The 26,350-nt window shown below is 67.9% G+C and carries 20 protein-coding genes; 8 read left to right on the forward strand and 12 right to left on the reverse strand.

Translation table 11 applies throughout. The annotated features are described in order from the left end of the window. Positions 1–61: 61 nt before the first annotated feature. The 9 genes from AC56KW_RS17340 to AC56KW_RS17380 all read right to left on the reverse strand — a co-directional run bounded on the left by AC56KW_RS17340 (position 62) and on the right by AC56KW_RS17380 (position 11,282). Entirely contained in the window at positions 62–853 is a 792-nt protein-coding gene (locus AC56KW_RS17340) for a DUF2306 domain-containing protein (protein ID WP_497171924.1), read from the reverse strand. 89 nt (positions 854–942) lie between these two features. Then, positions 943–2,994, reverse strand: a complete 2,052-nt coding sequence (locus AC56KW_RS17345) for a TonB-dependent receptor (RefSeq protein ID WP_497171925.1) — start codon at positions 2,992–2,994, stop codon at positions 943–945. 22 nt (positions 2,995–3,016) lie between these two features. Next, positions 3,017–3,511, reverse strand: coding sequence for a DUF6702 family protein (locus tag AC56KW_RS17350; protein WP_497171926.1), 495 nt, complete (start codon positions 3,509–3,511; stop codon positions 3,017–3,019). Then, positions 3,508–5,871: a M1 family metallopeptidase gene (locus AC56KW_RS17355; protein ID WP_497171927.1), complete on the reverse strand. Its 2,364-nt coding sequence runs from the start codon at positions 5,869–5,871 to the stop codon at positions 3,508–3,510. Before AC56KW_RS17355 ends, AC56KW_RS17350 begins: the two co-directional genes overlap by 4 nt. 67 nt (positions 5,872–5,938) lie before the next feature. After that, entirely contained in the window at positions 5,939–8,326 is a 2,388-nt protein-coding gene (locus tag AC56KW_RS17360; protein ID WP_497171928.1) for a M1 family metallopeptidase, read from the reverse strand. Positions 8,327–8,380: 54 nt separating this feature from the next. Further along, positions 8,381–8,914, reverse strand: coding sequence for a hypothetical protein (locus AC56KW_RS17365; RefSeq protein ID WP_497171929.1), 534 nt, complete (start codon positions 8,912–8,914; stop codon positions 8,381–8,383). 81 nt (positions 8,915–8,995) lie between these two features. Beyond that, complete coding sequence (locus AC56KW_RS17370) at positions 8,996–9,274, reverse strand: sensor histidine kinase (protein ID WP_497172042.1); 279 nt, start codon at positions 9,272–9,274, stop codon at positions 8,996–8,998. Next, on the reverse strand, positions 9,166–10,170 hold the full coding sequence (locus tag AC56KW_RS17375) for a GAF domain-containing sensor histidine kinase (RefSeq protein ID WP_497171930.1): 1,005 nt from the start codon (positions 10,168–10,170) through the stop codon (positions 9,166–9,168). Before AC56KW_RS17375 ends, AC56KW_RS17370 begins: the two co-directional genes overlap by 109 nt. 71 nt (positions 10,171–10,241) lie before the next feature. Continuing rightward, the gene (locus tag AC56KW_RS17380) at positions 10,242–11,282 is read right to left on the reverse strand and encodes a hypothetical protein (protein WP_497171931.1); all 1,041 of its coding nucleotides are present in this window, start codon (positions 11,280–11,282) and stop codon (positions 10,242–10,244) included. 242 nt (positions 11,283–11,524) lie between these two features. On the opposite strand from AC56KW_RS17380, the gene AC56KW_RS17385 reads away from it, so the two are divergent. From AC56KW_RS17385 to AC56KW_RS17410, 6 genes are all read left to right on the forward strand, one after another. Further along, positions 11,525–13,027 (forward strand): hypothetical protein, encoded by a 1,503-nt coding sequence (locus tag AC56KW_RS17385; protein WP_497171932.1) that lies wholly within the window; start codon positions 11,525–11,527, stop codon positions 13,025–13,027. Further along, complete coding sequence (locus AC56KW_RS17390; protein ID WP_497171933.1) at positions 13,027–14,526, forward strand: hypothetical protein; 1,500 nt, start codon at positions 13,027–13,029, stop codon at positions 14,524–14,526. Before AC56KW_RS17385 ends, AC56KW_RS17390 begins: the two co-directional genes overlap by 1 nt. A gap of 18 nt (positions 14,527–14,544) precedes the next feature. Then, positions 14,545–15,018, forward strand: a complete 474-nt coding sequence (locus tag AC56KW_RS17395; protein ID WP_497171934.1) for a hypothetical protein — start codon at positions 14,545–14,547, stop codon at positions 15,016–15,018. Between the two features lie 17 nt (positions 15,019–15,035). Next, positions 15,036–18,683 carry a tubulin-like doman-containing protein gene (locus AC56KW_RS17400; RefSeq protein ID WP_497171935.1) on the forward strand — a complete coding sequence of 1,216 codons (3,648 nt, stop codon included), beginning with the start codon at positions 15,036–15,038 and terminating at the stop codon, positions 18,681–18,683. Positions 18,684–18,691: 8 nt separating this feature from the next. After that, entirely contained in the window at positions 18,692–19,360 is a 669-nt protein-coding gene (locus AC56KW_RS17405; protein ID WP_497171936.1) for a hypothetical protein, read from the forward strand. Positions 19,361–19,433: 73 nt separating this feature from the next. Further along, a complete protein-coding gene (locus tag AC56KW_RS17410; RefSeq protein WP_497171937.1) occupies positions 19,434–19,757 on the forward strand; it encodes a hypothetical protein in 324 nt (107 codons plus the stop codon). 30 nt (positions 19,758–19,787) lie between these two features. On the opposite strand, the gene AC56KW_RS17415 is transcribed toward AC56KW_RS17410, so the two are convergent. Beyond that, positions 19,788–20,123, reverse strand: a complete 336-nt coding sequence (locus AC56KW_RS17415) for a response regulator transcription factor (RefSeq protein WP_497171938.1) — start codon at positions 20,121–20,123, stop codon at positions 19,788–19,790. A gap of 265 nt (positions 20,124–20,388) precedes the next feature. Between AC56KW_RS17415 and AC56KW_RS17420 the strand changes: the two genes are divergently transcribed. After that, positions 20,389–23,370 carry a sensor histidine kinase gene (locus AC56KW_RS17420; protein WP_497171939.1) on the forward strand — a complete coding sequence of 994 codons (2,982 nt, stop codon included), beginning with the start codon at positions 20,389–20,391 and terminating at the stop codon, positions 23,368–23,370. Here AC56KW_RS17420 and AC56KW_RS17425 read toward each other — a convergent pair. Further along, entirely contained in the window at positions 23,367–24,713 is a 1,347-nt protein-coding gene (locus AC56KW_RS17425; protein ID WP_497171940.1) for an ATP-binding protein, read from the reverse strand. The genes AC56KW_RS17420 and AC56KW_RS17425 overlap by 4 nt on opposite strands. Then, positions 24,710–25,450 carry a response regulator gene (locus AC56KW_RS17430; protein ID WP_497171941.1) on the reverse strand — a complete coding sequence of 247 codons (741 nt, stop codon included), beginning with the start codon at positions 25,448–25,450 and terminating at the stop codon, positions 24,710–24,712. The genes AC56KW_RS17425 and AC56KW_RS17430 overlap by 4 nt, the downstream gene beginning before the upstream one ends. A gap of 191 nt (positions 25,451–25,641) precedes the next feature. On the opposite strand from AC56KW_RS17430, the gene AC56KW_RS17435 reads away from it, so the two are divergent. Then, a complete protein-coding gene (locus tag AC56KW_RS17435; protein WP_497171942.1) occupies positions 25,642–26,349 on the forward strand; it encodes a cytochrome c biogenesis CcdA family protein in 708 nt (235 codons plus the stop codon). The last annotated feature ends 1 nt before the right edge of the window (position 26,350 follow it).

The raw sequence follows: 26,350 nt of genomic DNA on the forward strand, positions 1-26,350 counted from the left end.
TTAGCGTAGCACTTTTCGTCTTTACGGGTGACTGCCTTCGTCGAATGGCAGATAGGCTGGATCAGGCGAACAGCGGCGCCAGCCGGCGGCCGATGTGCGGCAGCCAGTAGGCATGGGCGAACAGCCAGGTCGCCGCCACCAGCACCAGCACCAGCGCCACGATGCCGGCCTGGCCGAGCATCCGGCGCGGCGTCGAAAACACCGGCGGCGAATGGCGCCGGATGAAGTATTCGGCTACCAGCAGGTTCGGCAGGTAGAAGAAGAAACTCATCGTCATGTCGAATGGCCCGTCGAAGGTACTGGTATGGCCGGCGCCGCCCAGGGCTTTGAGCCAGATGCCGTAGTACATGCGGTACAGCCAGGAGCCGATGCCGAGCGCGAACAGGCGGATCGCCCAGGCGCGGTGCAGGTCGAGGCGGCGCGCGACCGCATGGCGCCAGGCCTGCAGGGCCGCGACCACGGTCAGCACGCCGTACAGGCCGAAGCCGATCTCCATCACGACGCCGCCCACGGCACCTTTCAGGGCCAGGTAGGACAGCCCGCCGATGCCGGCCAGCAGGGCCGAGACGACGTAGACGCGGCCAGTCCAGCGGTGCAGGCGCGGATGACGCATGCGCAGGGCCGCGATGAATTGCAGGGGGCCGAGCAGCAGCACGCTGGAGCCGGCAAGGAAGTGCATCCCGATCATGGCGGCGGCGGCGATCGAGCCCGGCTCGTAGAGCCGCGGCAGCACCTCGTTCCAGTCCTTCTCGAGGGTGCCGGCCAGGATCGCGCCGCCGTAGAAAGTGGCGATATAGATGCTGAAGATACTGGTGCTGATCCAAACGATGGCAAGCAGGGAACGCAGGGGCATGTCGGTTACTCGAGCCTGTGAATGAAAGCCGTGATTACATGCCGCTAGTTACCAAAAGTCAATGCCGGCGGAGAGCTATCTCTTCTGCATCACCACTGCTTGACCAGCGTCAGGCGCAACGAGCGCGGCTCGATCGGGTGGAAGTGCACGTCCGCCACCGGCGCCGCTTCGCCCTGCAATTGCGACTCGTAGAAGTAATCGATGGCCGAGGCGCGCCGGTCGGTGAGGTTGAAGCCTTCCAGTTCCAGGCGCAGGTCTTTCGCGAGGCGGTAGCCGATGCGGCCGTTGAGTGTGAGGCTCGAGTTCGAGCGCACGCTGTCGTCCTCGACGAGCGGGCGCGGGCCGAACCAGCGCAGGCGCAGGGAGCCGGACCAGGGGCCGGCCGGGTCGACCGTCGCGCCCAGTTGGGCCACGCCCTCGATGGCGCCGGGAATCCGGTCGCCGTCGAGGGTTTCTCCACGCGAACGGGCGCGGGCCCAGGCCGCGTCGAGGTCGATCGACAGCCACTTGAGCGGGCGGTAGTAGTTCGAGAATTCGATGCCGTAGCGGCGGCTCGGATCGCCCGCCTCGGTATTGCCGGCGTCGCCGATATAGCTCAGCTCGGAATCGAAGTCGAGGCGGTACACGGCCAGCGAGGTCTGCATCTTCGGGATCGCTTCGGTGCGCACGCCGAATTCGAGCCCGCGCGAGCGGACCAGGCCCGGGGTCGGGTCGACTGCACCCTGCGTCTTCGGATCGACGCTGGCCACCGTGCCGCGCGCATCGTTGCTGTGGAAGCCGTGGCCATAGTTGGCATACAGCTCGGTCGACGCCCACGGCCCGTAGACGATGTTCAGGGTCGGCGTGACCAGCGTGTCGTGCGCCTTGCCGGCGTTGTCAAGCCGGTCGCCATCGACGCGGAAGCGGTAGTTGCTCGCGCGGACACCCGCGACGGTGCGCAGCGCAGCGCTCCAGCGGGTGGCGTTCTCGATGAAGACGGCGCCGCTGGTCTCGACAATATGGTCTTCGCGGGTGGTGGCGATGCGCTCGCGCCGGCGCGTGTCGTACAAGCCGTTGAAGATATTGTCGTTCTGGAGCTGCGCGCCCACCGTCAGGTCGGACGACAGTTCCTCGGTGCGGTGCATATGCCAGGTATGGGTGGCGTCGATGCCGGTCGTGACGCGGCGATCGGGCTGGGCGAACTGGTCACCGTTGACCGGATCGTTCAGGAAATAAGTGAAGTTCGAGAACAGCGCGAGCTGGTTGCGGATCGCGTAGGCGCTGAGCTTCGAGGCGGAGTCGGCGCCGGTGCGGCGCCAGATGCCCGACAGGCTGAATCGGCGCGCCTCGCCGCCATCGCTGTCGTCGACCAGGTCGAAGCGCCCGATGCGGCCGTCCCGCAGCGCGCGCAGCGGAATCTGGTCGGTCGAATCCCAGTCGCCGCGATAGCCCATCGCAGTGACGCTCCAGCCGTTGTTGGCGAAGCCGCGGCTGTAGCGCAGCACGGCGTTGAACTTGCGGTAGTCGTCCGGCCGCGTCCATGGGCCGTCGTTGTGCATCGCTTCCAGCGCGTACAGCAGGCTGCCGCCGGCCAGTTCGGGCGAGCCGGCGATCATGGCGCGCCGGTAGCCGTCCTGGCCCACGGTGGCCGAGGCGATGTCCTTCACCAGCCGGTTGGCATAGGTAAGCGACGCCACGCCGGCCGACGAGAAGTCGCCTTCGCGCGCCGAGTACGGGCCCTTGCGGTAATCGAGGCGGCCGACAAGTTCCGGGATCAGGAAGTTCAGATCGGTCCAGCCCTGGCCGTGGGCGTGGCTGCGCTGGTTGACCGGCATGCCGTCGACCCAGGTCGCGAGGTCGGTGCCGTGGTCGAGGTTGAAGCCGCGCAGGTAGAACTGGTTGGCCTTGCCTTCGCCGCTGTGCTGGCTGGCGATCAGGCCGGGCGTGACTTCGAGCAGCTCGCCGGGACGGTAGGCGATGCGGCCCGCCAGGTCCTTGGCCCCAGCGCTGCCGGCGCCGGCCGAATCGGCGACGCCCAGCTGGGAAGCGCGGGCGCCTTCGACCAGCACGCGCTGGAGCTGGAAGTCGTCGGCATGGACGGGCGATATGGCGCACGGCGCGAACAGCGCGGCCAGCACGCAGGGAATGGGACGAAGATGCATGAGATTCTTGGGAAGGTGTTTGTCACTGGGCCGGCTGCTCGAGCGCCTGGCGGGTAAAGGTCAGAGAACGCACGGCGCCGCCCGCGTTCAGGTTGACGGTGTTGACCTGCTCGGGCAGGAAGTCGACCAGCACGCCCTGGCGGATCGTGGCCGCGCGGGCGAGCGGCGTGTTCTCGATTTCCTGGTAGATGACGACGCTGTTGGCGTCGACCGTCATGCCGATCCACCTGGCCGGCAGCCGCGTGGCGTCCTGCGCCGCCAGCCAGAACTGGCGCTCGACATAGTTGCGCAGCACGTCCTGGTCTTCCGGATCGGAGAGGTCGAACTGGCGCTGGTACAGGTTCAGGAGCAGCGCTTCGATATCGTGGGCCGTGTAGGTGTGGACGATCTCGGTGCTGTTGGTGCGCTCGTTGTACGAGATGTCGGTCATGCCGAAGTGGAAGCGGTGCGCGCTTGCTGCCGTGCTCACGCACAGCAGCAGGGCGACGCACAGCAGCTTGAAGCCGTGCAGCGTCATTGCGCCGCCTCCGGTGCGGCGGCGCCCTTCAGCGGCGTCAGCGAATCACGCATCAGGTTGTTCGGATCGCGCTTGGTCTTGAACAGCTCCAGGCGCGACGGCGTGGCCTTGCGCGGCCAGCTGTTGTTGCTGGTGTCGATGTCGGCGGTTTCCCAGAACGGATCCTGGGTCAGGCCCACGATCGGCTCGTCGGTGACGAACAGCTTGGTGATCTGCCTGGGCGAGTAGCGCCAGGCCTCGGCTGGAATCCGCTCGATGGTTTTCTTCCCGCTTTTCAGTTCGATCTCGACGATCAGCGGCATCGCCAGCCCGCCCTTGTTCGCAAACTCGACCAGGGTCAGGTGCTTGCCTTCCTTGAGCAGCGCCTTTTCCCAGTCCTCCAGGCCGGCCATGGTCTCCTGGTATTTGTTGCGGTCCTTGTTGGTGACCGTGAACTCGTCGTTCTCGTTGTAGAAATCCTTGAGCTCGGGATGGGCGTCGATGCGGCGCGCCATGCCCTTGTTGCGCTGGTCCATGATCGATACCGGCTCGCCCTTGGCGCGCTCGCGGCGCAGCAGATTCTCCACGTCCGGATCCTGGCTGCTGACGGTGTATTCGGTGATTCCGTCGACGCTGATGTCCACGGCATCGGTCGTATAGAACCAACCGCGCCAGAACCAGTCGAGGTCCGTGCCCGACGCGTCTTCCATGGTGCGGAAGAAATCGGCCGGGGTAGGGCGCTTGAACTTCCAGCGCTCGGCGTACTCCCTGAAGGCGAAGTCGAACAGCTCGCGGCCGAGAATCGTCTCGCGCAGGATATTGAGCGCGGTGGCCGGCTTGGCGTAGGCGTTGTTGCCGCGCTGGAGCGTCGACTCGGCATTGGTCATCACCGGCGCCTGGTTTGTACTGCGCATGTACGAGACGATGTCGCGCGGCTCGCCGCGGCGCGCCGGATAGCCTTCTTCCCAGGCCTGCTCGGCCAGGAACTGCAGGAAGCTGTTCATGCCCTCGTCCATCCAGGTCCACTGGCGCTCGTCCGAATTGACGATCATCGGGAAATAGTTGTGGCCTACCTCATGGATGATCACGCTGATCAGGCCATACTTGGCGGCCTTCGAATACGTCATTTCGCCGGTCTTGGCGTCCTTGACCGGCCTGCGGCCGTTAAACGACAGCATCGGGTATTCCATGCCGCCGACCGGGCCGTTGACCGAGATCGCGACCGGATACGGGTAGTCGAACGAGTACTTGTTGTACTGCTCGATGGTGTGGATCACGGCTGGCGTCGAATATTTTTCCCACAAAGGATTCGCCTCGGCCGGGTAGTAGGACATGGCCATCACTTCCTGCTTGCCGCTCTTGATGCCTTGCGCGTCCCAGATGAACTTGCGGCTGGTGGCGAAGGCGAAGTCGCGCACGTTCTGCGCCTTGAAGCGCCAGGTCCTGGTGCCGGTCGCGCGGCCCTTTTCATTGGCTTGCGCTTCAAGCTGGGTGATGATCATGACCGGCTTGCTGGCCGTGCGGGCCTGCTTGAGACGGTCGCGCTGCGCCGCGCTGAGCACGTCGCCCGGGTTCTGCAATTCGCCGGTGGACGCTACCACGTGGTCGGCTGGCGCCGTGATCTGGACGTCGTAGTCGCCGAATTCGAGCGTGAATTCGCCATCGCCCAGGTATTGCGCGTTCTGCCAGCCGGCCGCGTCGTAATAGGCCGCCATGCGCGGGAACCATTGGGCGATCTCGTAGATGTCGTTGCCGTCGTCGAAGCGCTCGAAGCCCATCCGGCGGCCCAGCACGTTCATCTCGGGGATATTGAAGCTCCAGGCCACATTGAACGACGTGCGCGCGCCGGGCTTGAGCGGCTGCGGCAGGTCGATCCGCATCATGGTCTTGTTGATCGTATGGCGCAGCCGCTTGCCATCGCTGCCGGTCACGCTGGCGATCTCGATTCCGCCCGCGAACTTGCGCGCCTCGAGCGTAAAGCGCAGCGTGTCGAACTTGACACCATCATTGCCGCGCGCCTGCCAGGCATCGCGCGAGGGCAGGGTCGAGATATTGCGGTTGTCGGAATCGCTGCGGAACATGTTCTGGTCCAGCTGCACCCACAGGTAGGACAGCGTGTCCGGCGAATTGTTATGGTAAGTCACGGTGCCGGACCCGGACAGCGAGCGCTTGTTCTCGTCGATCGCCACGCGCAGCCGGTAATCGGCGCGCTGCTGCCAGTACTTGTGGCCCGGCGCACCGGCCGCGTTGCGCGTCTCGCCCGGTGTCGGCAGCAGTTCGTCCAGCTGGCGGAACTTGTCGTCGAAGACGGGGCCGGCGGCGCTGGCGGAGGCGGAGAGAACCAGCGCGGCAAGGCCGGCGTGCAGATACTTGAAGGTCATGTTCTTGGCGGCTAAAAATGACGCGCCGGCAGCGTGAGGCTGCCGGCGCAGGGTGGATCGGCCGGTCTTACTGCGCCGGCGGGGTGTCGACCTTCTCTTCGGCCTTCTCCTGTTCCTTGAGCTTGGTGCCGAAGTCGCGCATCAGGTTGTTCGGATCGCGCTCGGTCTTGAACAGCTCCAGGCGCGACGGCGTGGCCTTGCGCGGCCAGCTGTTGTTGCTGGTGTCGATGTCGGCCGTCTCCCAATATGGATCCTGGACCAGGCTCACGATCGGTTCATCCGTGACGAACAGCTTGGTGATCTTCGTCGGCGAATAGCGCCACACCTCCGCTGGAATACGCTCGATGGTCTTCTTGCCGCTCTTGAACCCGATCTCCACCACCAACGGCGTCACCAGTCCACCCACATTCGTGAAATCGACCAGGGTCAGGTGCTTGCCTTCCTTGAGCAGCGCCTTTTCCCAATCCTCCAGGCCAGCCATCTTTTCCTGATAGCCGTTGCGGTCCTTGTTGGTGACGGTGAAGTCGTCGTTCTCGTTATAGAAATCCTTCAGCTCCGGATGCGCATCGACACGGCGCGCCATGCCTTTATTGCGCTGCTCGGTGACCGACACCGGCTCCTCGGCGCGGCGTGCGCGCAGCAATGCCTTCTCGACTTCCGGATCCTGGCTGGAGACCGTGTATTCGGTGATGCCATCCACGCTCACGTCGACCGCGTCGGTGGTATAGAACCAGCCGCGCCAGAACCAGTCGAGGTCCGTGCCGGACGCATCTTCCATGGTGCGGAAGAAGTCGGCCGGGGTGGGCCGCTTGAACTTCCAGCGCTGGGCATACTCCTTGAAGGCGAAGTCGAACAGCTCGCGGCCCAGCACCGTCTCGCGCAGCACGTTGAGCGCGGCGGCCGGCTTGGCATAGGCGTTGTTCCCGAACTGCAGCACCGACTCCGAGTTGGTCATGATCGGCACCTGGTTACGGCTCTTCATGTAGTCGGTGATGCGGCGCGGCTCGCCGCGGCTGTCCGGCCAGTTCTCTTCCCATGCCTGCTGCGCCAGGTATTGCACGAAGGTGTTCAGGCCCTCGTCCATCCAGGTCCACTGGCGCTCGTCGGAATTGACGATCATCGGGAAGTAGTTGTGGCCCACTTCGTGGATGATCACGCCGATCAGGCCATACTTGGTGCGCTGCGAATAGGTGATCTCGCCGGTCTTCTTGTCCTTGCTCGGACGTGGGCCGTTGAACGAGATCATCGGGTATTCCATGCCGCCCACCGGGCCGTTGACCGAGATCGCGGTCGGGTACGGGTAGTCGAAGGAATACTTGTTGTACTGCTCGATGGTGTGGATGATCGCCTGGGTCGAATACTTTTCCCACAGTGGATTGCCTTCCTTCGGGTAGTACGACATCGCCAGCACGTCGACGTCGCCACTCTTGACGCCCTGCGCATCCCAGATGAACTTGCGGCTCGAGGCGAAGGCGAAGTCGCGCACGTTCCTGGCCTTGAAGTGCCAGGTCTTGGTGGCGCCGTTGCCAACCGCGCTGCGCGCCTTTTCAGCGGCTTCGGCTTCGGCCTGGGTCACGATGATGACCGGCTTCTTTGCCGTGCGGGCCTGCTTGAGGCGCTCGCGCTGCGCTGCGCTCAGGACATCGCCCGGATTCTGCAGCTCGCCGGTCGAGGCGACCACGTGGTCGGCCGGGACCGTGATGCGCACGTCGTAGTCGCCGAATTCGAGGGTGAACTCGCCCGAGCCCAGGAACTGCTTGTGCTGCCAGCCGTAGACGTCGTAGTAGGCGGCCATGCGCGGGAACCACTGGGCGATCTCGAACAGGTCGTTGTTGTCGTCAAACTTCTCGTATCCGGCGCGTCCACCCAGCACCTTCTGCTCGTTGATGTTGTAGCGCCAGTCGACGCTGAACGTCACGCGCGCGCCGGGCTTGAGCGGCTGCGGCAGGTCGATCCGCATCATCGTCTTGTTGATGGTGTGCGGCAGCGAGCGGCCGTTCGCGTCCTTCACCGCCAGGATGTCGAAGCCACCGGGGAAGGTGCGCTGCTCGAGCAGGGTACGCAGGCCGTCGAATTTCAGGCCGGTCTGGGCGGTGGCGCCGGTCCAGGCGCTGCGCGAGGGCAGGGTAGCGCTCTGGCGCGCGTCCGAACCCGGCTGGTAGATGTTCTGGTCCAGCTGCAGCCACAGGTACTTCAGGGTATCCGGCGAATTGTTATGGTAGGTCACCGTGCCGGCGCCGCTCAGCGCACGCTTGTTCTCGTCGAGCGTGGCGCGGATCGTGTAGTCGGCGCGCTGCTGCCAGTAGGCGTGGCCCGGGGCGCCGGAAGCGGTGCGCAACGATCCCGGCGTCGGCAGCAGTTCGTCGAGCTGGCGGAATTTGTCGTCGAAGGGGGCGGCGGCAAATCCAGATGTGGCGAGGCATAGCGCTGCCACGCCTGAAAGCAAACGAAACATGATTCCCCTGGATTTGTAGTTAATGTTAGAAAAGAATTCTAGCCTTGATGGTAATTAACTGCTTAGGGGATTTGTAAAAAACCTGAAACATACGTCTTCCTGCCGGCCGCCCACGCGCTTGTACGGGCGGGAAGAGGTTCCCAGCACCGGCACGCCGCTTTCCGCATCGGTGCGATGCAGCTCGATCGGACGTGACCTGATGAACAACCGCTTGTCGGATTTGGCATGCAGCGGTTCCCATGGCGCGCCACGATTGGTGACCATCAGCCGGGGGGCGCTTTCGGCGATCTCGAAGCCGCCCAGCCCTTCGATCTCGCAATTGCCGACCAGGGCGTTCTTCTGCCCGGGCGCCGGTCCGACCGTCGGACGCAGGCGGGTCTTGTCGAAGGACCATTTGTACTCGTGGGCGATGGCGCGCGCCAGGCAGTCCGCGAGCGCGCCAGCGATGGCGGGACGCAGGCCTGACCCGATGCGGGCGAGCGCATCCGGGTCGTCGGCGCGGGCGCCACCAGCGGCCGGCATGGCGCCGCCGACGAACAGGGCGTGGGACGTGAAACGTGGCGCGGCGCTCTGCAGGGGGTTCTCCATCGATGGCGCAAATGGCCGATCGCATGGGGCGCGCCGCGCCGGACGAGCCGCTGGACGATGGACGATGGACGATGGACGATGTTATGCCGCGGGCATGCTGAAGGTGAAGGTGGTGCGGCCGCCTTCGGACACCACCCCGAGCGCGCCGCCATGGCCGCGCGCGATCTGGCCGACGATGTACAGGCCGAGCCCAAGTCCATCGTCGCCGACGCGCGAGACGGCGCGCCAGTAGGGCTTGAACAGGCCCTTGATCACGGCCGGATCGAGGTCCGGCCCGCGGTTGGTGACCTCCAGCGCGAACAGGCCGTCGTTGATGCCGGCCCGCAGTTCGACCGGGAAGCTCGGGTCGCCATGCGCCAGCGCGTTCTTGAGCAGGTTGGACAGCAGCTGCGCCAGGCGCCGGGTGTCGCAGCGCAGGGCCAGTCCGGGCGTGATGGCACTGTCCAGGCGCGCGTGGGATAGACCCCGCGCAGCTCGTCGGCCACCTCTTCCAGCAACAGGTCGACCCCGGTATGCGGCTGCAGGTCGAGCGCCATGCCCGATCCCATGCGCCCGCGCGTGAAGTCGACCACGTCGCCCACCAGCGCGTCGATGCGCAGCGCGCTGCGGCGGATCCGTTCCAGGGCCTGGCCCGTGACCGGATCCTCGTTGCGGCGCGCCAGCAGCGCGACCCGGCCCAGGATCGCGGTCAGGGGTGTGCGCAGGTCGTGTCCGAGCACGGCGATGAACTGTTCGCGCAGCTCAGCCGTCTCGCGCTCGGAGAACAGCGAGGTGCGGGCCTCGCGCAGCGAGCGCTCGGTCTCGAGCTGGCGCGAGATCAGTTCGGCGAACAGGGTGATGGCCGGCACCAGCGGGCCTCCGGTCAGGCGCGCAGGCTCATAATCGAGGCCGCACAAGGTACCGAAATAGGCGCCATCGGGGCGGAAGACGGGGATCGAAAAATAGCTCTGGTAGCCGAAGACGCGAGGCGCCGGATGGTCGCGATAGCGGTCGTCGTCGCGCACGGAGTCGATGATCACCGGCTGGTGCGACTGGAGCACTTCCTGGCACAGGGTCAGGTCGAGATCGACCGTGGCGCCTGGCCGCACCTCCAGGCCGATGCCGTCGTGGACCGCGCACGCCATCCAGCAGGTCGGCGTGACATGCGCGATGCAGACGAAACGCATGCCGGTGAGCGCCGCGACTGTTTCCAGGACCCGCGGCACCGATGCGATTGCCTGGATCTCGCTGACGTAGGAAGGAAGGCTTTCCGGCATACTTGGATGTTGTAAAAATTTTATCCTAGCATGTTGCAGAAGCCACTGTCGCACCCTGGCGGCGGCCTGTCTCAGGCCCGCCAGCGCCCGTCTTCGTACACCCTTTCCTCGCCCAGGTACACCGCGTCGGTTACCGCGAACACGTCGATGTGGTAGCGCGCGTCCTTGCGCTTGAAGCCGGGCTTCGGATAGACGCCATGCTTGGCGCCGAGCGACAGGTGGATGCCGCACATGCGCTCGTAGGTGCCGATATCGTCCACCCGCAGTTCGCGCGTGAAGGCGCGGTTCAGGCCGAAGCCCAGTTCGCGCACCCAGACCTCGCCTTCCTCGAGCCGGATATTGTCCAGCACCTGCTGGAAGGCCGGCGTCGCGTTCTCGGTGGCGACCACGCGGCCGGCCTCGATCACCAGGGTCACCGGCACGTCCGGGCGGTTCGAGCGGTAGCTGGTGTCGCCGAACACGTGGATCTGCACCCGGCCATGCACCGCTTCCAGGTCGAGCGCTTCGGTGAACACCTCGCCGATGGGGAACTGGCCGCCGACGTTCTTCATGTCGCTGTAGTCGCCGATATTCAGCTTGGCCGGCTCGAACGGCGAATCGAAGACGAGCGTCTCGCCGCCGCCGACCACGCGGCCGTGCGGCGCGCGGTCGATGCGCTCCTTGAGCGCGCGGCCGGTGCCGCGAAAGTAGGCCGGGTCGTAGGCCAGCGCGTCGATATAGTGCTCGCCCTGGATGCCCGGCATGCGCGACAGGTGCACGTGTTCGATCACTTTCAGGTCGAGCTTGAACAGCTCGACCCGCATGCGAAAACCGTCGAGGCGGAAGTTCGACGACTGCAGCAGCACCACCAGTTCGCCCGCCGCCATGGTGCGAAAGGCCGCCAGCACGGCGTCCGGCGTCACGCCGTCGAAATCGACGAAGACGGCGTCCGGCAGGTTGCGCCGGTAGGCGTCGAGCAGGGCCCGCGCCAGGGCGGTGCGGGTGTCGTACACCACCAGCGCCTTTTGCGCCGGCCCGTGTTCGAGCGCGATCGTCAGCACGTCATGCAGATGCCTGGTGGCGGCATCGATGGCATGCGCGGGGAGGTCGTCGTGGGAGTCGGCAGCGGTCATGGCGGAATCGGAGAGCAAGGAAGGGTGGGAGGCAGGCGGTCATTATACGTATGCCAGCCAAAAGTTCCGCGTCCAAGTATGTCATGGGCCCGTTTATTGATCCGTCCGGGATCGTGCCGCGCCACCTCGTGAACGGCGCGCCGCGCGACGGTTCGCGGAGCTATCATTTGAGCAATAGCAAGGACAATAGGGCGGCCGCTGGTCGTGTTTCGGCAAACCATATGGCAGGGCGAAAGGCAGCGATGGCGTACAGATGGGAAACGCCTGCCAGTATCTGGCAGGAAGACGACAGCAGCGGCGAATTTTCGCTGCTCGCCAGCGAAGGCCTGGGTCCGGTCGACTGGCAGGGCCGTGCGCGCCGGCGCCTGCCCGATGTCGCCCACGTGCTCGGCGCCTCGCTGCCGCTCGATTGCCGTTGCGCGCCGATCTATCCCGAAGGTTTCGCCTATTGCCCGCGCTGCGGGCGTCCGCTGCTGCGCCTGGCCGGCGCGCCGGCCCGTGCGCGCAGCTGGTGGGGACCGGGCGGGGACGACGCCTTGCCGCGCCACGTGCCGCATGGCTTGCCCGTCACCTCGCTGCCGCTCGGCGACAGCCTCGAGGAACGGCCGGCCGCGCCGACGCCGGGCCGCTGCGACCTGACGATGCCGGCGCCGCCGAATGCCTGCTCGGTGTTTGCCGCCGGCGGCTTCGGCTTTCCCGGCGAACGGCTGCTGGCGCTGGCGCACACGCGCGGCGTGCTGCAGTACTGGGACCCGTTGGGCGGCAGCTGGCACGTGCTCACGCCCGAGGCGGGCGCCGCCAGCCTGGTGTTCACCGTTTCCAGCCACGCCTGGATTGCGGCGCTCGATCCGCGCCGCGGCGAGGCCGGCATCGTGCCGGGCGAGGGCGGCCTGCAGCGGATCTGGATCGACCCGGTCAGCGAAACCTACCGCACCGAGAACGTGTTGGCCGCGACCATCGTCGCGGCGCCCGGGCTCATGCGGCGCCACCTGGCTTGCCTGGCCGGCGGCGTGGACGGCGTACGCCTGTGGAGCCTGCGCCTCGATATGGACGAGGTGCAGGAATATGCCTGTCCCGATGCGCCGGCCGCCGGCTGGAGCCGGCCGCTCGGCTACGACGGCCGCCTGTTCTGGCTGCACGCCCAGGGGCAGCTCACCTGGCGGCCGGGCGAGGCGCCGCAGTTCACGCCCTGGCCGCTGCACTGGGAGCCGCGCCTGCAATTCGGCGGGCCGACCCAGAGCCGCGACGGCCGCCTGTGGCAGATCGGGCATGACGGCCAGGGATATTCCTACCTCGAACTCGGCGCCGGCAGCGACCACCTGCCGGCGCGCATGGCGATCGACGGCGCGCGCCTGGGTTTCGCCAATTTCCTGTTCCGGCGCGGGCATCCGGTGCTCGACGAGCCGTGGTCGAACGAACATGTCGAAGACCCGCACCACGACGACACGCTGGTGCTGCCGCTGCTGCGCAGTTTTAACAATAACCGCAGCCAGCCGAGCGGCCTGGTGCTGCGCTTTCACAAGGCGAACTTCCGCGCCGAGGAAGCCTTGGGGACTGCAGACAATGCGCGCGTCATCCCGCGCACCAGCGTGGAGTGGATCGGGCGCCGCAACGTGATCCTCGACGAGATCGCGCGCCTTGCGCGTCCGCTCGACTGCGTGCCGGTGGTGGCGGGCGGCTGCCTGTGGCTGCACCACCCGGACTGGAACCAGATGCGCGGCTGGCGCCTGGACGAGCTGGCGTGATGAAGACCATCGCACGCTTACTGGCGGCGGCCTTGCTGGCCGGCGGGCCGCCGTGCGCGCAGGCCGCTTCACCGCCCGTCGCCCATGTCTTCCTGGTCCAGAACTCGGGCTGGATGGAGCCGTTCTACAGCGATCCCAGGTCGCCTTTCAAGCCGCTCGTGGCGGCGCTGGCGGGCAGCGTGGTCCAGCCCGGAGACGCGCTGGTGCTGGCGAGCTTCAATCAAGCCCGGGCCGGGGCGCCGTCGCCGCGTGCGCTGCTGTCGTTCAAGGCCGGCGCGACGCCGGTGCGCGCGCGCGTGGCCCAGGCCATCGCCGACCTGGATACGGCGAAAAAGCCGGGCGGCGCGGCGCTGGCCGACACCGACCTGGGCGAAGCGGTGCGCGCCGCGACCGGACAAGTGCTCAAGGGCCAGCCGGGCATCGTCTGGCTGGTGACGAACAACCGCAACAGCCCCGATAACGACCAGGCCACGGCCGCGCGCAACCGCGAGTTCTATGCGCTGATCCACGGCGGCGACGCGATCGCCAAGGCGCTGGCCTTCCCGCTGCGCATGCCTGTGCAAGGCAGGCATTACAGCGCGAACGGCCTGATGGTGTATGCCTTCGCGGTCGGGACGCAAGGCGCGGCGGCGCTGGATGCGCTGCTGGCGTCCGGACGCATCGCCCAGGTGATCACCGAGCCGCCGGCGCGCCTCAAGCCGCTCGACCGCGATACCGTCAGGTTGGCGCCGCGCCGCGTCGTCAATGCGCCGGGCGTGTCGTTCGCATCGAACGCCGGTGGCGTCCTGCGCGCCGACGTGGCGCCCGATGCGCGCACGCCGCAGGCGCGCATCGAGTGGAACCTCGAGAACACGATGTATCCGTACACGATCGAATCCGCGACCCTGAGCGCGCGCTCGACCCTGGCCGGCGAGCGCCGCCCGATCGCGCTCGACACGCAGCGCGTGCGTGCTCTGGCCCCGGGCCAGCCGGCGCCGCTGGGTTCCAGCATGGCGCTGCCGGTTGCGCAGATCCCCGACAAATGGTCGCTGGCGGCCCTCAAGTCGGCTGGCTCGGCCTATGTGCTGCCGGGCCGGATCGAGCTGCACCTGGCCGACCAGAAGCTGGCGCTGTCGCAGGCTTTCCGCCAGCGCATGGCGGCGCTGTTCCCGGGCGACCCGCTGCCGGACATCTTCATCCCGCCGGCACGGGTGCAGGCGTCGACCGCGGTGCTGCCGCTGGAAGTTCGGGTCCACTACGGCATGGGGCCGCTGCTGGCGCTCGTGGGCGGCTTGCTGGCGCTCCTGGCGGCGCTGGCGGGGGCCGCCTGGGCATGGACGAGGCCGCGCACGGCGCAGGTGCTCGTGGACGACGAAGCGCGCACCTTGCGCGGCCGTCCCGGCACCATCCAGCCGGTCCATGACCGCCATGGCGAGCAGGTCGCACAACTCAAGACCACGCTGTTCGGCCATCGCCTGTTCGATGTGCGCGAAGGCGCGCAAGTGCGGCTCGGCCGCTGACAAATGAAAGGAATCGCCATGCAGGCAACCCAACCACCAAATGACGCGCCGTCTTCCGCCGATCCCGGCTTCAAGCTGCCCGAAGAATCCGCGCCGCCCCAGGACACGGTTGAGCAGACCTTGCCGCGCACGACGCCCGACACCGCCAGTCGCCCGGTCGAGGTGATGCCGGCCGGTCCACATGACGCCATGCCCATCGCCGATACATCGGATCGCGACCTGGCGATCGGCGGCGTGGTGTTCGTGATCCTGCTCGGCGTCTACTTCTTCGTGCGCGGGGCCTATGTCCATTACCTGGTGCGCAAGCGCGTGGCGCCTTCAGCGGCCAGCAACGCGGGCTGGATGCTGTTCCTCGGCCTCGGCTTCCTGTCGGCGGCGGCGGTGCTGGCCATCATCAACGCCAGCCGCTTCCTGACCCTTGCCGTCACCGGACCGCTGGTGGCGGTGGGCCTGGTGGCGCTGGCCGCGGCCTTGTTCACCGGCCGCCGCTGAAAGGAACGGTCGACATCATGGCAGAATTCCCGCAAGCATCGAGCACCAATACCCGCCCGGCCGAACTGAAGGTCGACCTGCGGCCGACGCTGTTCATCGGCGCCGGCGGCACCGGCATGGAAGTCATGCTGCGCGTCCGGCGCCGCATCCTGTCGGCGGTCTGGAACCGGCGCCACCCGACCCGGGTCGAATCGATCGCCGACTTTCCCGTGGCGCGCTTCCTGCACTTCGACCTGGATAACAATGCGGTCATCGACGAGGGCAAGTCGCAGCGCACCGATCCCTGGTACGAGCTGGTGCGCCTTAGCGACGAAGAACGCCTGGTCGAACCGCTCGACCTGCCGCAATACCATGAGTCCGATGACAGCCTGGCGCGCTTTCCGCTGATCGAGAGCTGGATGCCGCTGCGGCCCAAGAAACTGCGTTCGCTCGGGATCGACCCGTCGAAAGGCGCGGGCCAGATCCGCGCGCTGGCGCGCCTCTATTTGTTCGACAAGTATCCGAAGCTGCGCGGCCGCATCAAGGGCGCGCTCAATTACCTGAGCAGCAATGCCGGCATCGAGCGCAAGGAGAATTACCAGCGCCTGGGGCTGCAGGTCGATACGTCGAAATTCAGGATCGTCGTCATCGCCTCCGCCGCCGGCGGCACCGGCGCCGGCAGCGTGCTCGACCTGGGATGGCTGTCGAAGGCCATCGCACGCCAGGAAGTGTCCGACAGCCAGGTCGACCTGGTGCTGCTGATGCCATCCGGTTTCGCCAAGGCCAACAAGGAACGCACCGAGGCGAATGCCTATGCGACGCTGATGGAGCTCGAGACGGCGATGCGCGACATGAACGCCAATGTGGCGTGGATGGACCCGGACAGCATCGCAGGCCGCGGCGCGCCGTTCGACGACGTCTACTTCGTCGACACGGCGAACCTCGCCAACAAGGCCACGCTCGACGTCAAGGACGTCTACCAGATGGTGGCCGATACGCTGTTCGAAGACTTCGCCTCGATTGACTTCGCCAACCGCAAGCGCTCGGTCGCGGTCAACCAGCAGCAGCACAAGCTGGGTCCATACAACCCGCGCGTGCCCGAGGCGCGCTTCGGCGACATGCGGCTGTCGTATTCGAAGGTGTACTCCAGCTTCGGCCAGTCGGTGCTCGACACCCAGCAAAGCCTGACTGATGACATCCGCGCCTACGAGCTGGCGGCGCTGATGGTGAAGGCGTTCTTCGGCCTGGCCGGCAGCGATGGCGGCGGCAGCCATGCGGCAAGGCGCGCCGGCGACGCCGAGCGCGACGCCTTCATGCGCGAGCAGATGGAGATGGCCGAGCGGCCGTTCGACGAATTTCCCGACCTGCGCAAAGGCTCGGTGGACGTGACGCCGTTCAGCGAATATGCGCTGACGAATGCGCTGCTGCTGGACCGCGACGGCCGTTCGCTGCTCGAACGCGTGGAAAGCCGCGTGCAGCTCGAGATGGACCGCATCATGGCGTCCTACGACATCAAGCTGTGGCGCGAGAAGGTGTCCGAGCTCTTGCCGCAGCTGGAACGCGACGCGATCCGCGAAGCCGGCGCCACCGCCGAGACCAGCGAAGACCGCATCAAGCGTCATACGGGTGAATTGTTGAACCGCCTGAAGGGCAGGGTGCGCGAGCGCCTGTACGCCTTGCTCGACGACCGCCGCCAGGGTGGCCTGGAGTTCGTACTGTCGCTGCTCGAACAGGTCAAGGCGCGCCTGCTGCAACGCGACCTGGGCCATTCCGAGCGCAATGGCCGGCGCTACCGCGACATCCGCGACGCCCTGCGCACGCGCCAGGTCGAGGAATCGCTGAACAACCTGGGCCAGGCCGCTGGCCGCCTGTTCGGCAAGGAGCCGCAGGCGCGCGAAGTCATGGGCCATCTCAGGCGCGACCTGGCGGACTACCTGCGCTTCCATCTGCTGGCGGTATCCGCCGGCCAGGCGATCGAGGTAATGCGCGCGATGTCGGCCTGGCTGGGCGATCCGCAATCGACCGATGACCAGGGCCAGGCGCAGTGGAGCGGCATCGCCGGCGAATTCCAGGAAGGCCGGCGCGCCGTGCAGGCGATGCTGGGCGCAGTGGACCAGCGCATCGGCCAGCTGCGCGCCGACGCGCGCCAGGAGCATGCGACCACAATCAAGCTCGGCGCCGAGATGACGCTGGCGCCGGTCCGGCTGACGGGCGACACCAGCATCTGGAGCGAGGAAGTGCTGCTCGAATTCGGCGGCTCGGCGCGCCTGTTCCCGCAACTGGGCGACGAGCGCCTGCGCGCCGAACTGCTGCTCAAATTGTTCCGGCGTGCGCAATTGCAGCTGTCGAGCCAGGAATTGGCGCAGCAGGAACCCGTCGATCCGCTGCTCGAACGGCTGTCGAGCCTGTCGCCGCAGGAGCGCCAGCGCATCTTCGCCGAGTGGATCCGCAGCGCCATGCCATGGGTGAACGCGCGCTTCTCGGCCGAGTTCACGCCGAACGCCGACCAGTTCAAGTGCTTCATCGGCGTCGGTGATCCGATTGCCTGGCGGCGCATGGAAGCGGAAATCCGCGCCGCCGTGCCCACCGGGTACTTCCACGGCGAGCTGGTCTCGATCGTCAACACCGGCGTGACTGGCCGGGCGGTGTGCTATATCGAGCTGTCCGGCTATCCGATGACGGTGCTGCGCGGCTTGCCGACCTGGCGTGCGTCCTACCAGATCGAGAACCCGAAGATCCCGACCCACCTGCATTTCGACGCGACGCGCTTTCGCCATCCGATCTCGCCGTCGATGGACGAGCTGGGACGGCTGGCCGACGATTTCGAGTGGTATTTGCAGGCGATCGCCCTGGGCGTCATCCGGCGCAAACCCGAGCTGGGCGACCGCGAGGCGGCCTTCCAGCCGCGCGGCCAGTACCTGTTCGAGGTAGAGCCGGGTTCCGGCGAGTGGCTCCAGATCGGCAACGAGTTCGCGATCCGCTCGAACGGCTTGCCGCCGTATTACCGCGAGGGGGTGATCGGTGCGGTGCAGGCGCGCCTGGCCGATCTGGGTCCGCAACGCCTGGTGCTGCTGGCGGCGCTGATGCGCTACTACCAGCTGCGCGTGTATGAACCACGGCTCGAAATCGACGAGACGGGCGCCCAACTGCCGTCGCCATCGCTGCCGAACATCACCGCGCGCCGCCTGTACGACGGCTGGATCCGGCGCGCGCAAGCCGCCGACCCCGGCCTGCAGCCGGCGCGCATCGAAGCCCTGCTGGGCCATGTCGAGCGCTGGACCGAGACGGTGCCGGGCTCCAGCCAGGATGCCTATGGCTGGGAAGTCGAGCGGGCGGTCGACAAGCGCGTGATCCTGCCCGCACTGCTGGCCGACGAAGAGGCGGCGGCGCAAGCCTTGGCCGCGCGCCCCGCCAATGTGGCGCCACCGCCGCTGCCTGCCACCAGTCCACGTTTCAAGCTGTTCGTCGGCGGCGCCCAGCGTGGGCCGTTCACGGTCGACGAGATCGCGCAGCAGGCCGCGCGCGGCGAGATCGACCACGCCACGCGCGCCTGGGACATGCGCTGGCATCCGAAGATCGGCAAGTGGAGCACGGTGGGCGAGTTGCCTGAATTGGCGACGGCGCTGGGCGGCACGCGCAGTGATGCGATACCCGATCCCGACGACGGCGTGCCGGATCCGACTTGAGGACGGCCATGGAGCAAGCCCAGTCCCTGCATCGCTGTGTGAACGCCGGCTGCGGCCGCGCCTTTCCGCGCCGGGTCGATTTCTGTCCGTGGTGCGGCGTGGCGCAGCAGCCGGCCGCTGCTGGCGTCACGCCGTCGGCGGCGGCGCCGAGCCTCGTGAAACGGCCGGAGCCGGTCGCGCTCACGCCGCAGGCGCCCGCAGCAACGCAGCCGCGGCAGCCGCCGCTGCCGCCAGCACCGCCACCGCCAGTACCGCCGCCACCAGCACCGCCGCCACCAGCCCCGCCGCCGCCACCGCCGGTGCCATCCGCGCCACTGAAGCCGCCTGCGCCGCCACCGGTCCGCCCCGGCGCGCCACCCCGGCCGGCCGTACCGGCACGCAGGCCGATCCGCCTGCGCTGGTGGCTGGTCGCGCTCGGCGTCCTGTGGCTGGCCTGGATGCTCACCAAGCCCACCGAGGCGCGGATCGAACGCCGCATGAGCGCGGCGATCGCGCTGGCCAAGGAGTGCAAGCCGAAACAAGCGCAGGACGAGCTGATCGCGCTGCGCAAGACGCGCGCCAGCGAGCAGCAGCTGCGCAAGGTGCAGGATGCGCTCAATGCGGCAGCCGCCGCCTGCACGCGCGAGGAACGGCGCCGGCGCAGCCATCCGCTGGCCGATCCGAAGCGCGGCGGCTGACCTCGAGAGGATATTCACGGCGAGTGGCCCGGTGTATCATGGAAAGCGTTGATAAAACCGCAAGGAGCAGGGAATGAAAGCCACCATGACCAGGGCGCTGCTGGTGCCGTTGATGTTCATGGCGCTGGCCGGCTGCGGCCGTGACGAGGACGGCGCAGGTCCGGCGCAGCGCATCGGCAAGACGCTGGACGATGCCGGCGCCAAGGTGACCGATTCGGTGCAGGACGAACTGGCCAGGGTCGACGACGCGGTCGTCGAAGCCCGCAACAAGGTCAAGGACGCGACCGAGGAAGCCAGCCGCGGCCTGGACCGCGCCACCGAGGAAGTCGGCAAGTCGGTGGAACGCGCCGGCCAGAAGATCCAGGACAAGGCGGACGAGATCAACGGCGACGACTGAACGCTGCCCATGCGGGGCGTCCTTCAAACGTCATTTCCGCCCAGCGTGCCGTGCGAGGGATTGGCCGACATCGTCAGCGTCCACCCGAAGCGCTCGCACACCCCCCTTGGTCAGGAACGGCCCCAGGCCCTGGCCGCCGCCTTGCTTCGCCGAGTTGCGCAGCGCCTGCGGTTCGGCTATCGCGCCGCGCGTGCGCTGCACCAGCACCCGCAGGCGCATCTCGAGTTCGGCCAGCGCCACCGGCTTGACCACGTAATCGTCGGCCCCGGTCAGGAAGCCGTGCAGCTTGTGCTCGAGCTGGTCCTTGGCGGTGAGGACGAGCACCGGTATGCGCGACTTCATCTCCTGGCGCAGGCTTTTCAGCATGGTCGGCGCAGGTATGGGCTTGCGCGAGGGGCGCCAGCGCGAACGCGGGAACCGGGGCGGCGCCCGCCGGCGGCGTCGCCAGCGCGGCGAGCGCCAGCCTGGCGCTGGAGTAGAGAGAGCATAGGCGGGACAGGGTGGACTGCGGTCGTAAAGGAGCCGGCATCGTAGCGCTGCGATGTCGCGTTTTTGTCGTGCATTTCCACCGAGCATGGCGTATATTTTCGGTATCAAAATACCCACCAAGAGTAGGAGCTCCCTCGCAGCCATGGTCAGCGCATCCTTGCCGTCTTGCCTGCTGAAGAGTCTCGGCGCCTTGTGCCTGCTGTCATTCGGCGCGTCCGCCTGGGCGCTCGACCCCGCCATCGGCCTGGCCAATGCCCAGCACACCCGCTGGACGGGGCTCGAAGGCGCGCCGTCACCGATCACGTCGATGGCGCAGACGCCCGACGGCTGGCTGTGGCTCGGCACCTTCGATGGCCTGTACCGTTTCGACGGCAATAGCTTCGCGCGCTACGCGCTGCCGCAGCGCGGCCTGCTGGCCCGTAACCGCATCTATTCACTGGGCGCGCAGCGCGACGGCAGGCTGACGATCACGTACGCGACCGGGCGCATGTCGATGCTGCATCCGGACGGTCGCCTGGAAGACCTGCCCGACGCAGAGCAGCCGCTCGGCCCCATCCAGGTTACCGCGCTCGATGTCGATGGCAGCGTGTGGGCCGGTGTGCAGGCCGGCGTGCACCGTTTCGACGGCCGGCGCTGGCATGCTGTGCCGTTCGATGGCGCTCCGGAGCCGGGCGGCCCGCTCAGTATGCTGGTCGACCAGTATGGCCAGGTATGGGTTGCCGATCCCGGAGGCGCCTGGCGCCTGGACCGCCGGCGCGGCTGCTTCGTGCGGGTCGCCAAGGGCGGCGGCTGGTTCGCGATGTCGCCCGACGGCCGCCTGTGGCTGGCGAAGAACGGGCGCATGCGGCTGCTGCCGGGAGCGCCCGATGGCCGCGCGCTGCCGCGGCCGGAGTTGTTCAACCAGTCCGAGACGCGGGTCGACAGCATGTTCGACAGGGACGGCACGCTATGGTCGCTCGACGCCGGGCCGCAGGTGCGCCTGCGTTACGGCGCCGGCGCGCTGCCGGATGCCGCCTTCAGCGTCGCCGACGGTGCCGGTGACACGATCGCGATGCCGTCCCTGTCGGGGGACGATCCCGAGCAGATGCTGGAAGATATGGAAGGCAATGTGTGGATCTCGACCCAGCACGGCCTGGACCGATTCCGCGAGAGCCGGGTGCTGCGCTCGCCGATGTCGGCGGCCGGCTACAACTACAGCCTGGCGCGTGACACCGAGGGCGTGGTCTGGGTCGCGGAGCAGCGCAACGACGCCCTGTGGCGCATCGAGCCCGGCCGCGCGCCGCAGGTCGAGCGCGGCCAGGAAGTGATCGTGGTGGGCAACGACCGCCGCGGCGCGCTGTTGCTGGGGAAGCGGCGCAGCATCGAGGTGCGCTATCGCGGCAAGGTCGAGCAGATTCCATTGCCGCCGGGGCCCGACGGCAAGCCGGTCGATTTGCGCCTGATGGGCATGCGCGACGACGGCAAGGTGCTGTGGATCGCTTCGCCCGAGATCGGACTCATGGGGCGGGTCGACGGCAAGTGGCGGCCGCGCAGCGCCTTCAACCTGCCGCCCATGATCTACGTGTCGGCGGTCGGCGGTCCCGGACAGCTCTGGCTCGGACTGGGCGACGGCACGCTGGTCCTTTATGACGACGGCCGCCAGCAGGCCTTCGACGCCACCGCCGTCGGCCTGGCGTCGGCGATCTTCACCGAAGGCGGCGTCACGATCAGTGGCGATCGGGGCATGGGGGTGCTGAAGGATGGGCGGATACACCTTCTGCGCGCGCACGAACCCGATGTATTGCGCAACGTCACCGGCATCCACGCCACTCCCGACGGCGACATGTGGCTGAACGGCGCGGCCGGCGTGCTGCGGGTGAGCGCGCAGGACTGGCGGCGCAGCCTGGCCGACCCCGACCAGCTGCTGCGCTACCAGTTGTTCGGGGCGCAGGAAGGCTATCCCGGCAAGGCTGTCACCGAGACGCGCCTGCCCACCGCCGTGGCCGACGGCGGGGGCCGGATCTGGCTGGCCACATCGGGGGGCGTGGTCAGCATCGACAGCGCGGCGCTGCCGCGCAACACGCATGCGCCCCGGATGCAGATCCTGGGCGCCGAAGCCGGCGGTATCTCCCTGGCCGCCACCGGCGCGCTGTCGCTGCCGCCGGGATCGAACGAGTTCGGCATCGAATTCACGGCGCTCGGGCTGCGCCGCCCGGATGGCTTGCGTTTCCAGTACCTGCTGGAAGGCGTCGATCGCGACTGGCAGGATGCCGGCAACCGACGCGCCGCCTGGTACACCAATGTGGGACCGGGCGCCTACCGCTTCCAGGTACGCGCGCACAACGAGGATGGCGTCGCCAGCGCCAACACCGCCTCCCTCGACCTGCAGGTCGCGCCGACCCTGTTCGAGACGCGCCCGTTCCTGGCCTTGTGCGCACTGGCGGCAGCAGCCCTTGCGTACGTGCTGTACCGCTATCGCGTACGCTACCTCACCCGGCGCCTGGCCGAGCGCCTGCACGTGCGCAGCGCCGAGCGCGAGCGCATCGCGCGTACCCTGCACGATTCCTTTCTGCAGACGGTCGGAGCCCTGACCCTGCGCCTGGACACCGTGGTGCGCACGCTGCCGCAAGGCGATCCCACCCGCGCCAGGCTGGAACAGGTGCTGGACGACACCGACCACGCCATCGCCGAGGGCCGCGACCAGCTGCAGGAATTGCGCATGAACGACAGCGCTTCCCTGGAGCGCGTGATCGGCGATGCGCTGTGCCGGCTGCAGGAAAGCTATCCCGACGTCGCGGCCGGCTTCGAGGTCAGCGGCAGCGCCGTGCACCTGGAACCGGCGCTGGCCGAGGAGGTTGCCCAGATCGCGCGCGAGGCGATGCGCAATGCGTTCCGCCATGCCGGCGCCACGCGCATCGACGTGCGCCTGGCCTATGGTCGTGGCCAACTGGCGCTGGAAGTGGCCGACGACGGGCGCGGCATCGCGGACGCGGTGCTGAAGGCCGGCCGGAGCGATGGGCACTGGGGCCTGGTCGGCATGCGCGAGCGCGCCGCCCGCATCGGCGGTCGCCTGACCGTGGACAGCGCCGCCGGCCGTGGCGCCAGGGTGGGCGTGACCGTGCCGCTCGCGCGTGAGGCGGCCTAGATGGGCCCCTGGGCCTGAGCCAGGTCGCGGATCGCCAGCCGGGCCTGCAGACCGCCCTCGGGATGGTTGGCCAGCGTGAGCGTGCCTCCCAGCGTCGCCGCCAGTTGCCGCGCGATCGCCAACCCCAGGCCGGCGCCGCCGGTATCGCGGCTGCGCGACCCTTCCAGGCGGTAGAAGGGCGCGAATACTTTCTCCAGCTCGGCCGCGGGAATGCCGGGCCCGAAGTCGCGTACCAGGATGGCAAGCTCGCCCGGGGCCGCTTGCTCGATGCCGATCTCGACCTGGCCCGCATACTTGAGGCCATTGTCGACCAGGTTGCCCAGGATGCGCCGCAGCGCATGCGGGCGGGTGTCGATCGAGCGGCCCGCGCCAGGCGCGCCGGCCCCGGCGCGCAGGGTCACGGCGCGGCCGGCATCCTGGTAGTCGCCGACCAGGCTGCGCACCATCGCATCGGCGTCGACGCGGCAGGGCGGCTCCAGGGCGCCGTGCAGGGTGCGCGCATAGGCCACGCCGTCCTTGACCAGCGCTTCCATCTCGAGCAGGTCGCGGTTCATCTTGTCGCGCTGGACGCTGTCGTCGAGCATGTCGGCGCGCATGCGCATGCGGGTGATCGGGGTTTGCAGGTCGTGCGAGATCGCGGCCAGGATCTGGGTGCGCTCGGTCATGTAGCCGGCCAGGCGCGCCTGCATGGCGTTGAAGGCGCGCGCCGCGCGCGTGACTTCCTGGGGGCCGGATTCGGGCAGCGGCGCGGACTTGAGGTCGGGACCCAGGCGGTCGGCGGCGTCGGCCAGCTGGGCCAGCGGCCGGGTCGCCAGCCGCACGCCGGCCCAGGTGAAGGCCGCCAGCAAGACCAGCTGGCCGAGCAGCACCGCCGGCAGCCAGTTCGAGACCGGCAGGCCGGCCGGGAGCATGTCGACTGTCAGCTGCGCGCCGTCGCTCAGGATCACGTGCGCCTGCACCCGGTCCGGGTAACCCGGCACTGCCCAGGCGGTGACCCGGTACTGGCGGCCGATGGCATCCATGAACGCGTCGGCGACGCGGCGCGAATGCGCGGTGTGCGGCGGATGCCCCAGGTCGCCGGGGCCGAGTGAAAAGCTGTAGGTGCGGCGCGCGAGCCGCGGCAGCCAGGCGGCGCGCTCGGCGGCCGGCAGACGGTCGAGCAGGGCCACCGAACTGGCCACGTCCTGCTCCAGGTAGCCGAGCATCAGCCCCACGGCCGCTTCGCGCCGTTCGCTCATGATCAGGACATAGGACAGGGCATGCGCGAGCGCCAGGCCGAGCGACAGGATCAGCGCCAGGCGCACGAACAGCGTGCGCGGCCAGCGTGGCAAGGCTGCGCTCATGGGGGGCCGTCCGCCACCTCGACCGCGCACGAGAACACATAACCTTCGCTGCGCAAGGTCTTGAGGTAGCGCGGTTCGCGCGCATCGTCTTGCAGGCGCTGGCGCAGGCGGCTGACCAGCAGGTCGATCGAGCGGTCGAACAGGTCGGCGTCGCGGCCCTGGGTCAGGTTCAGCAGCTGGTCGCGCGAGAGCACGCGCTGCGGATGGTCGAGGAAGACGCGCAGCAGGCGGTATTCGGCGCCGCTCAGGGCCACCATCGTGCCCTGGGCATCCAGCAGGTGGCGCCCGACGGTATCGAGCCGCCAGTCGCCGAAAACCAGGAAGCGGCCCGGCTCCCTGACCTCGAAGTTGGGCGGCAGCATGCGCGCGCGGCGCAGCACCGAGCGGATGCGGGCAAACAGTTCGCGCACGGCGAACGGCTTGGTGAGATAGTCGTCGGCGCCCATCTCGAGGCCCACCACGCGGTCGGTCTCTTCGTCGCGCGCGGTGAGCATCAGGATCGGCAGCGTGCGCCATTTGCCGGTGCGCAAGTCGCGGCACAGGCTCAGGCCGTCCTCCCCCGGCAGCATCAGGTCGAGGATCACCAGGTCGACCTGGTGTTGCTCCAGCAGCGCGCGCATCTGGCGGCCGTTGGCGGCGGTGGAGGCGCGCATGCCCTGCTTTTCCAGGTAGCTGGCCAGCAGTTCGCGGATCTCGAGGTCGTCGTCGACGATCAGGATATGGTCGGGTTGTTCCATGGTCGGCACCGGATAAAGCGTCGGTTCAAGAGTAGCAGTGCCGTATTTATATCTCAACCGCGGCGTGGTTTTGTATGCCAGTGTATCCGGGCCGCGGCCGGGTACAGTAGATTGCAAGAACGCCCATCCCCGACACATCCCGGATACGCCACGGCGGTCCAATACGGTCATCCCGACACGAGACCGTAACCATGATCACTCCCATCGACGCACCACTGGCCCTGCTCGGCGGCGTGCTGACCATCGCCTCGCCCTGCGTACTGCCCATCCTGCCCATCGTCCTGGGCGGCGCCCTGCAACAGCGCGCCGCAGGGCAGCGCAACACACGCCCGCTGTTCATCGTGGCCGGCTTCGTCATTGCCTTCGCCGCGCTTGGCATGCTGCTGGCCAGCGCCTCGCAGCACGTCGTGCTGGCCCATGAAACCCTGCGCCATGCCGGCCTGGCCATCCTGGCCGTGCTGGGCGTGGCGATGCTGTGGAAGGCGCCCTATGCCTGGCTGATGAACCGCCTGGCCACTCTGGTGAGTAGCGCGATGCCCGCCGGTGGTCACGAACGCGCGGGCAACCTCGGCGCTTTGTTGCTGGGCATGTCGCTGGGCGCCGTCTGGACGCCCTGCGCCGGCCCGGTGCTGGCCTCGATCCTGGTGCTGGTGGCCCAGGCCCACGACACCGGCCGCTCGGCGGGCCTGCTGCTGCTGTACGCCGTCGGCGCCGGCATCCCGATGCTCGTCATCGCCTACGGCGGCCAGTTCGTCCGCACCCGGATCCGCGCCGTGGCCCGCCACGCCGAGCGCCTGCAGCAGCTGTTCGGCGCGCTGATCCTGGCCACCGCCGCCGCCATCTATTTCCAGTATGACGTCCTGCTGTATGCCCACCTCGCCAACTTCATTTCTCCCTGAA

It is taken from the genome of Telluria sp. RT2P19 (genome assembly GCF_059685725.1).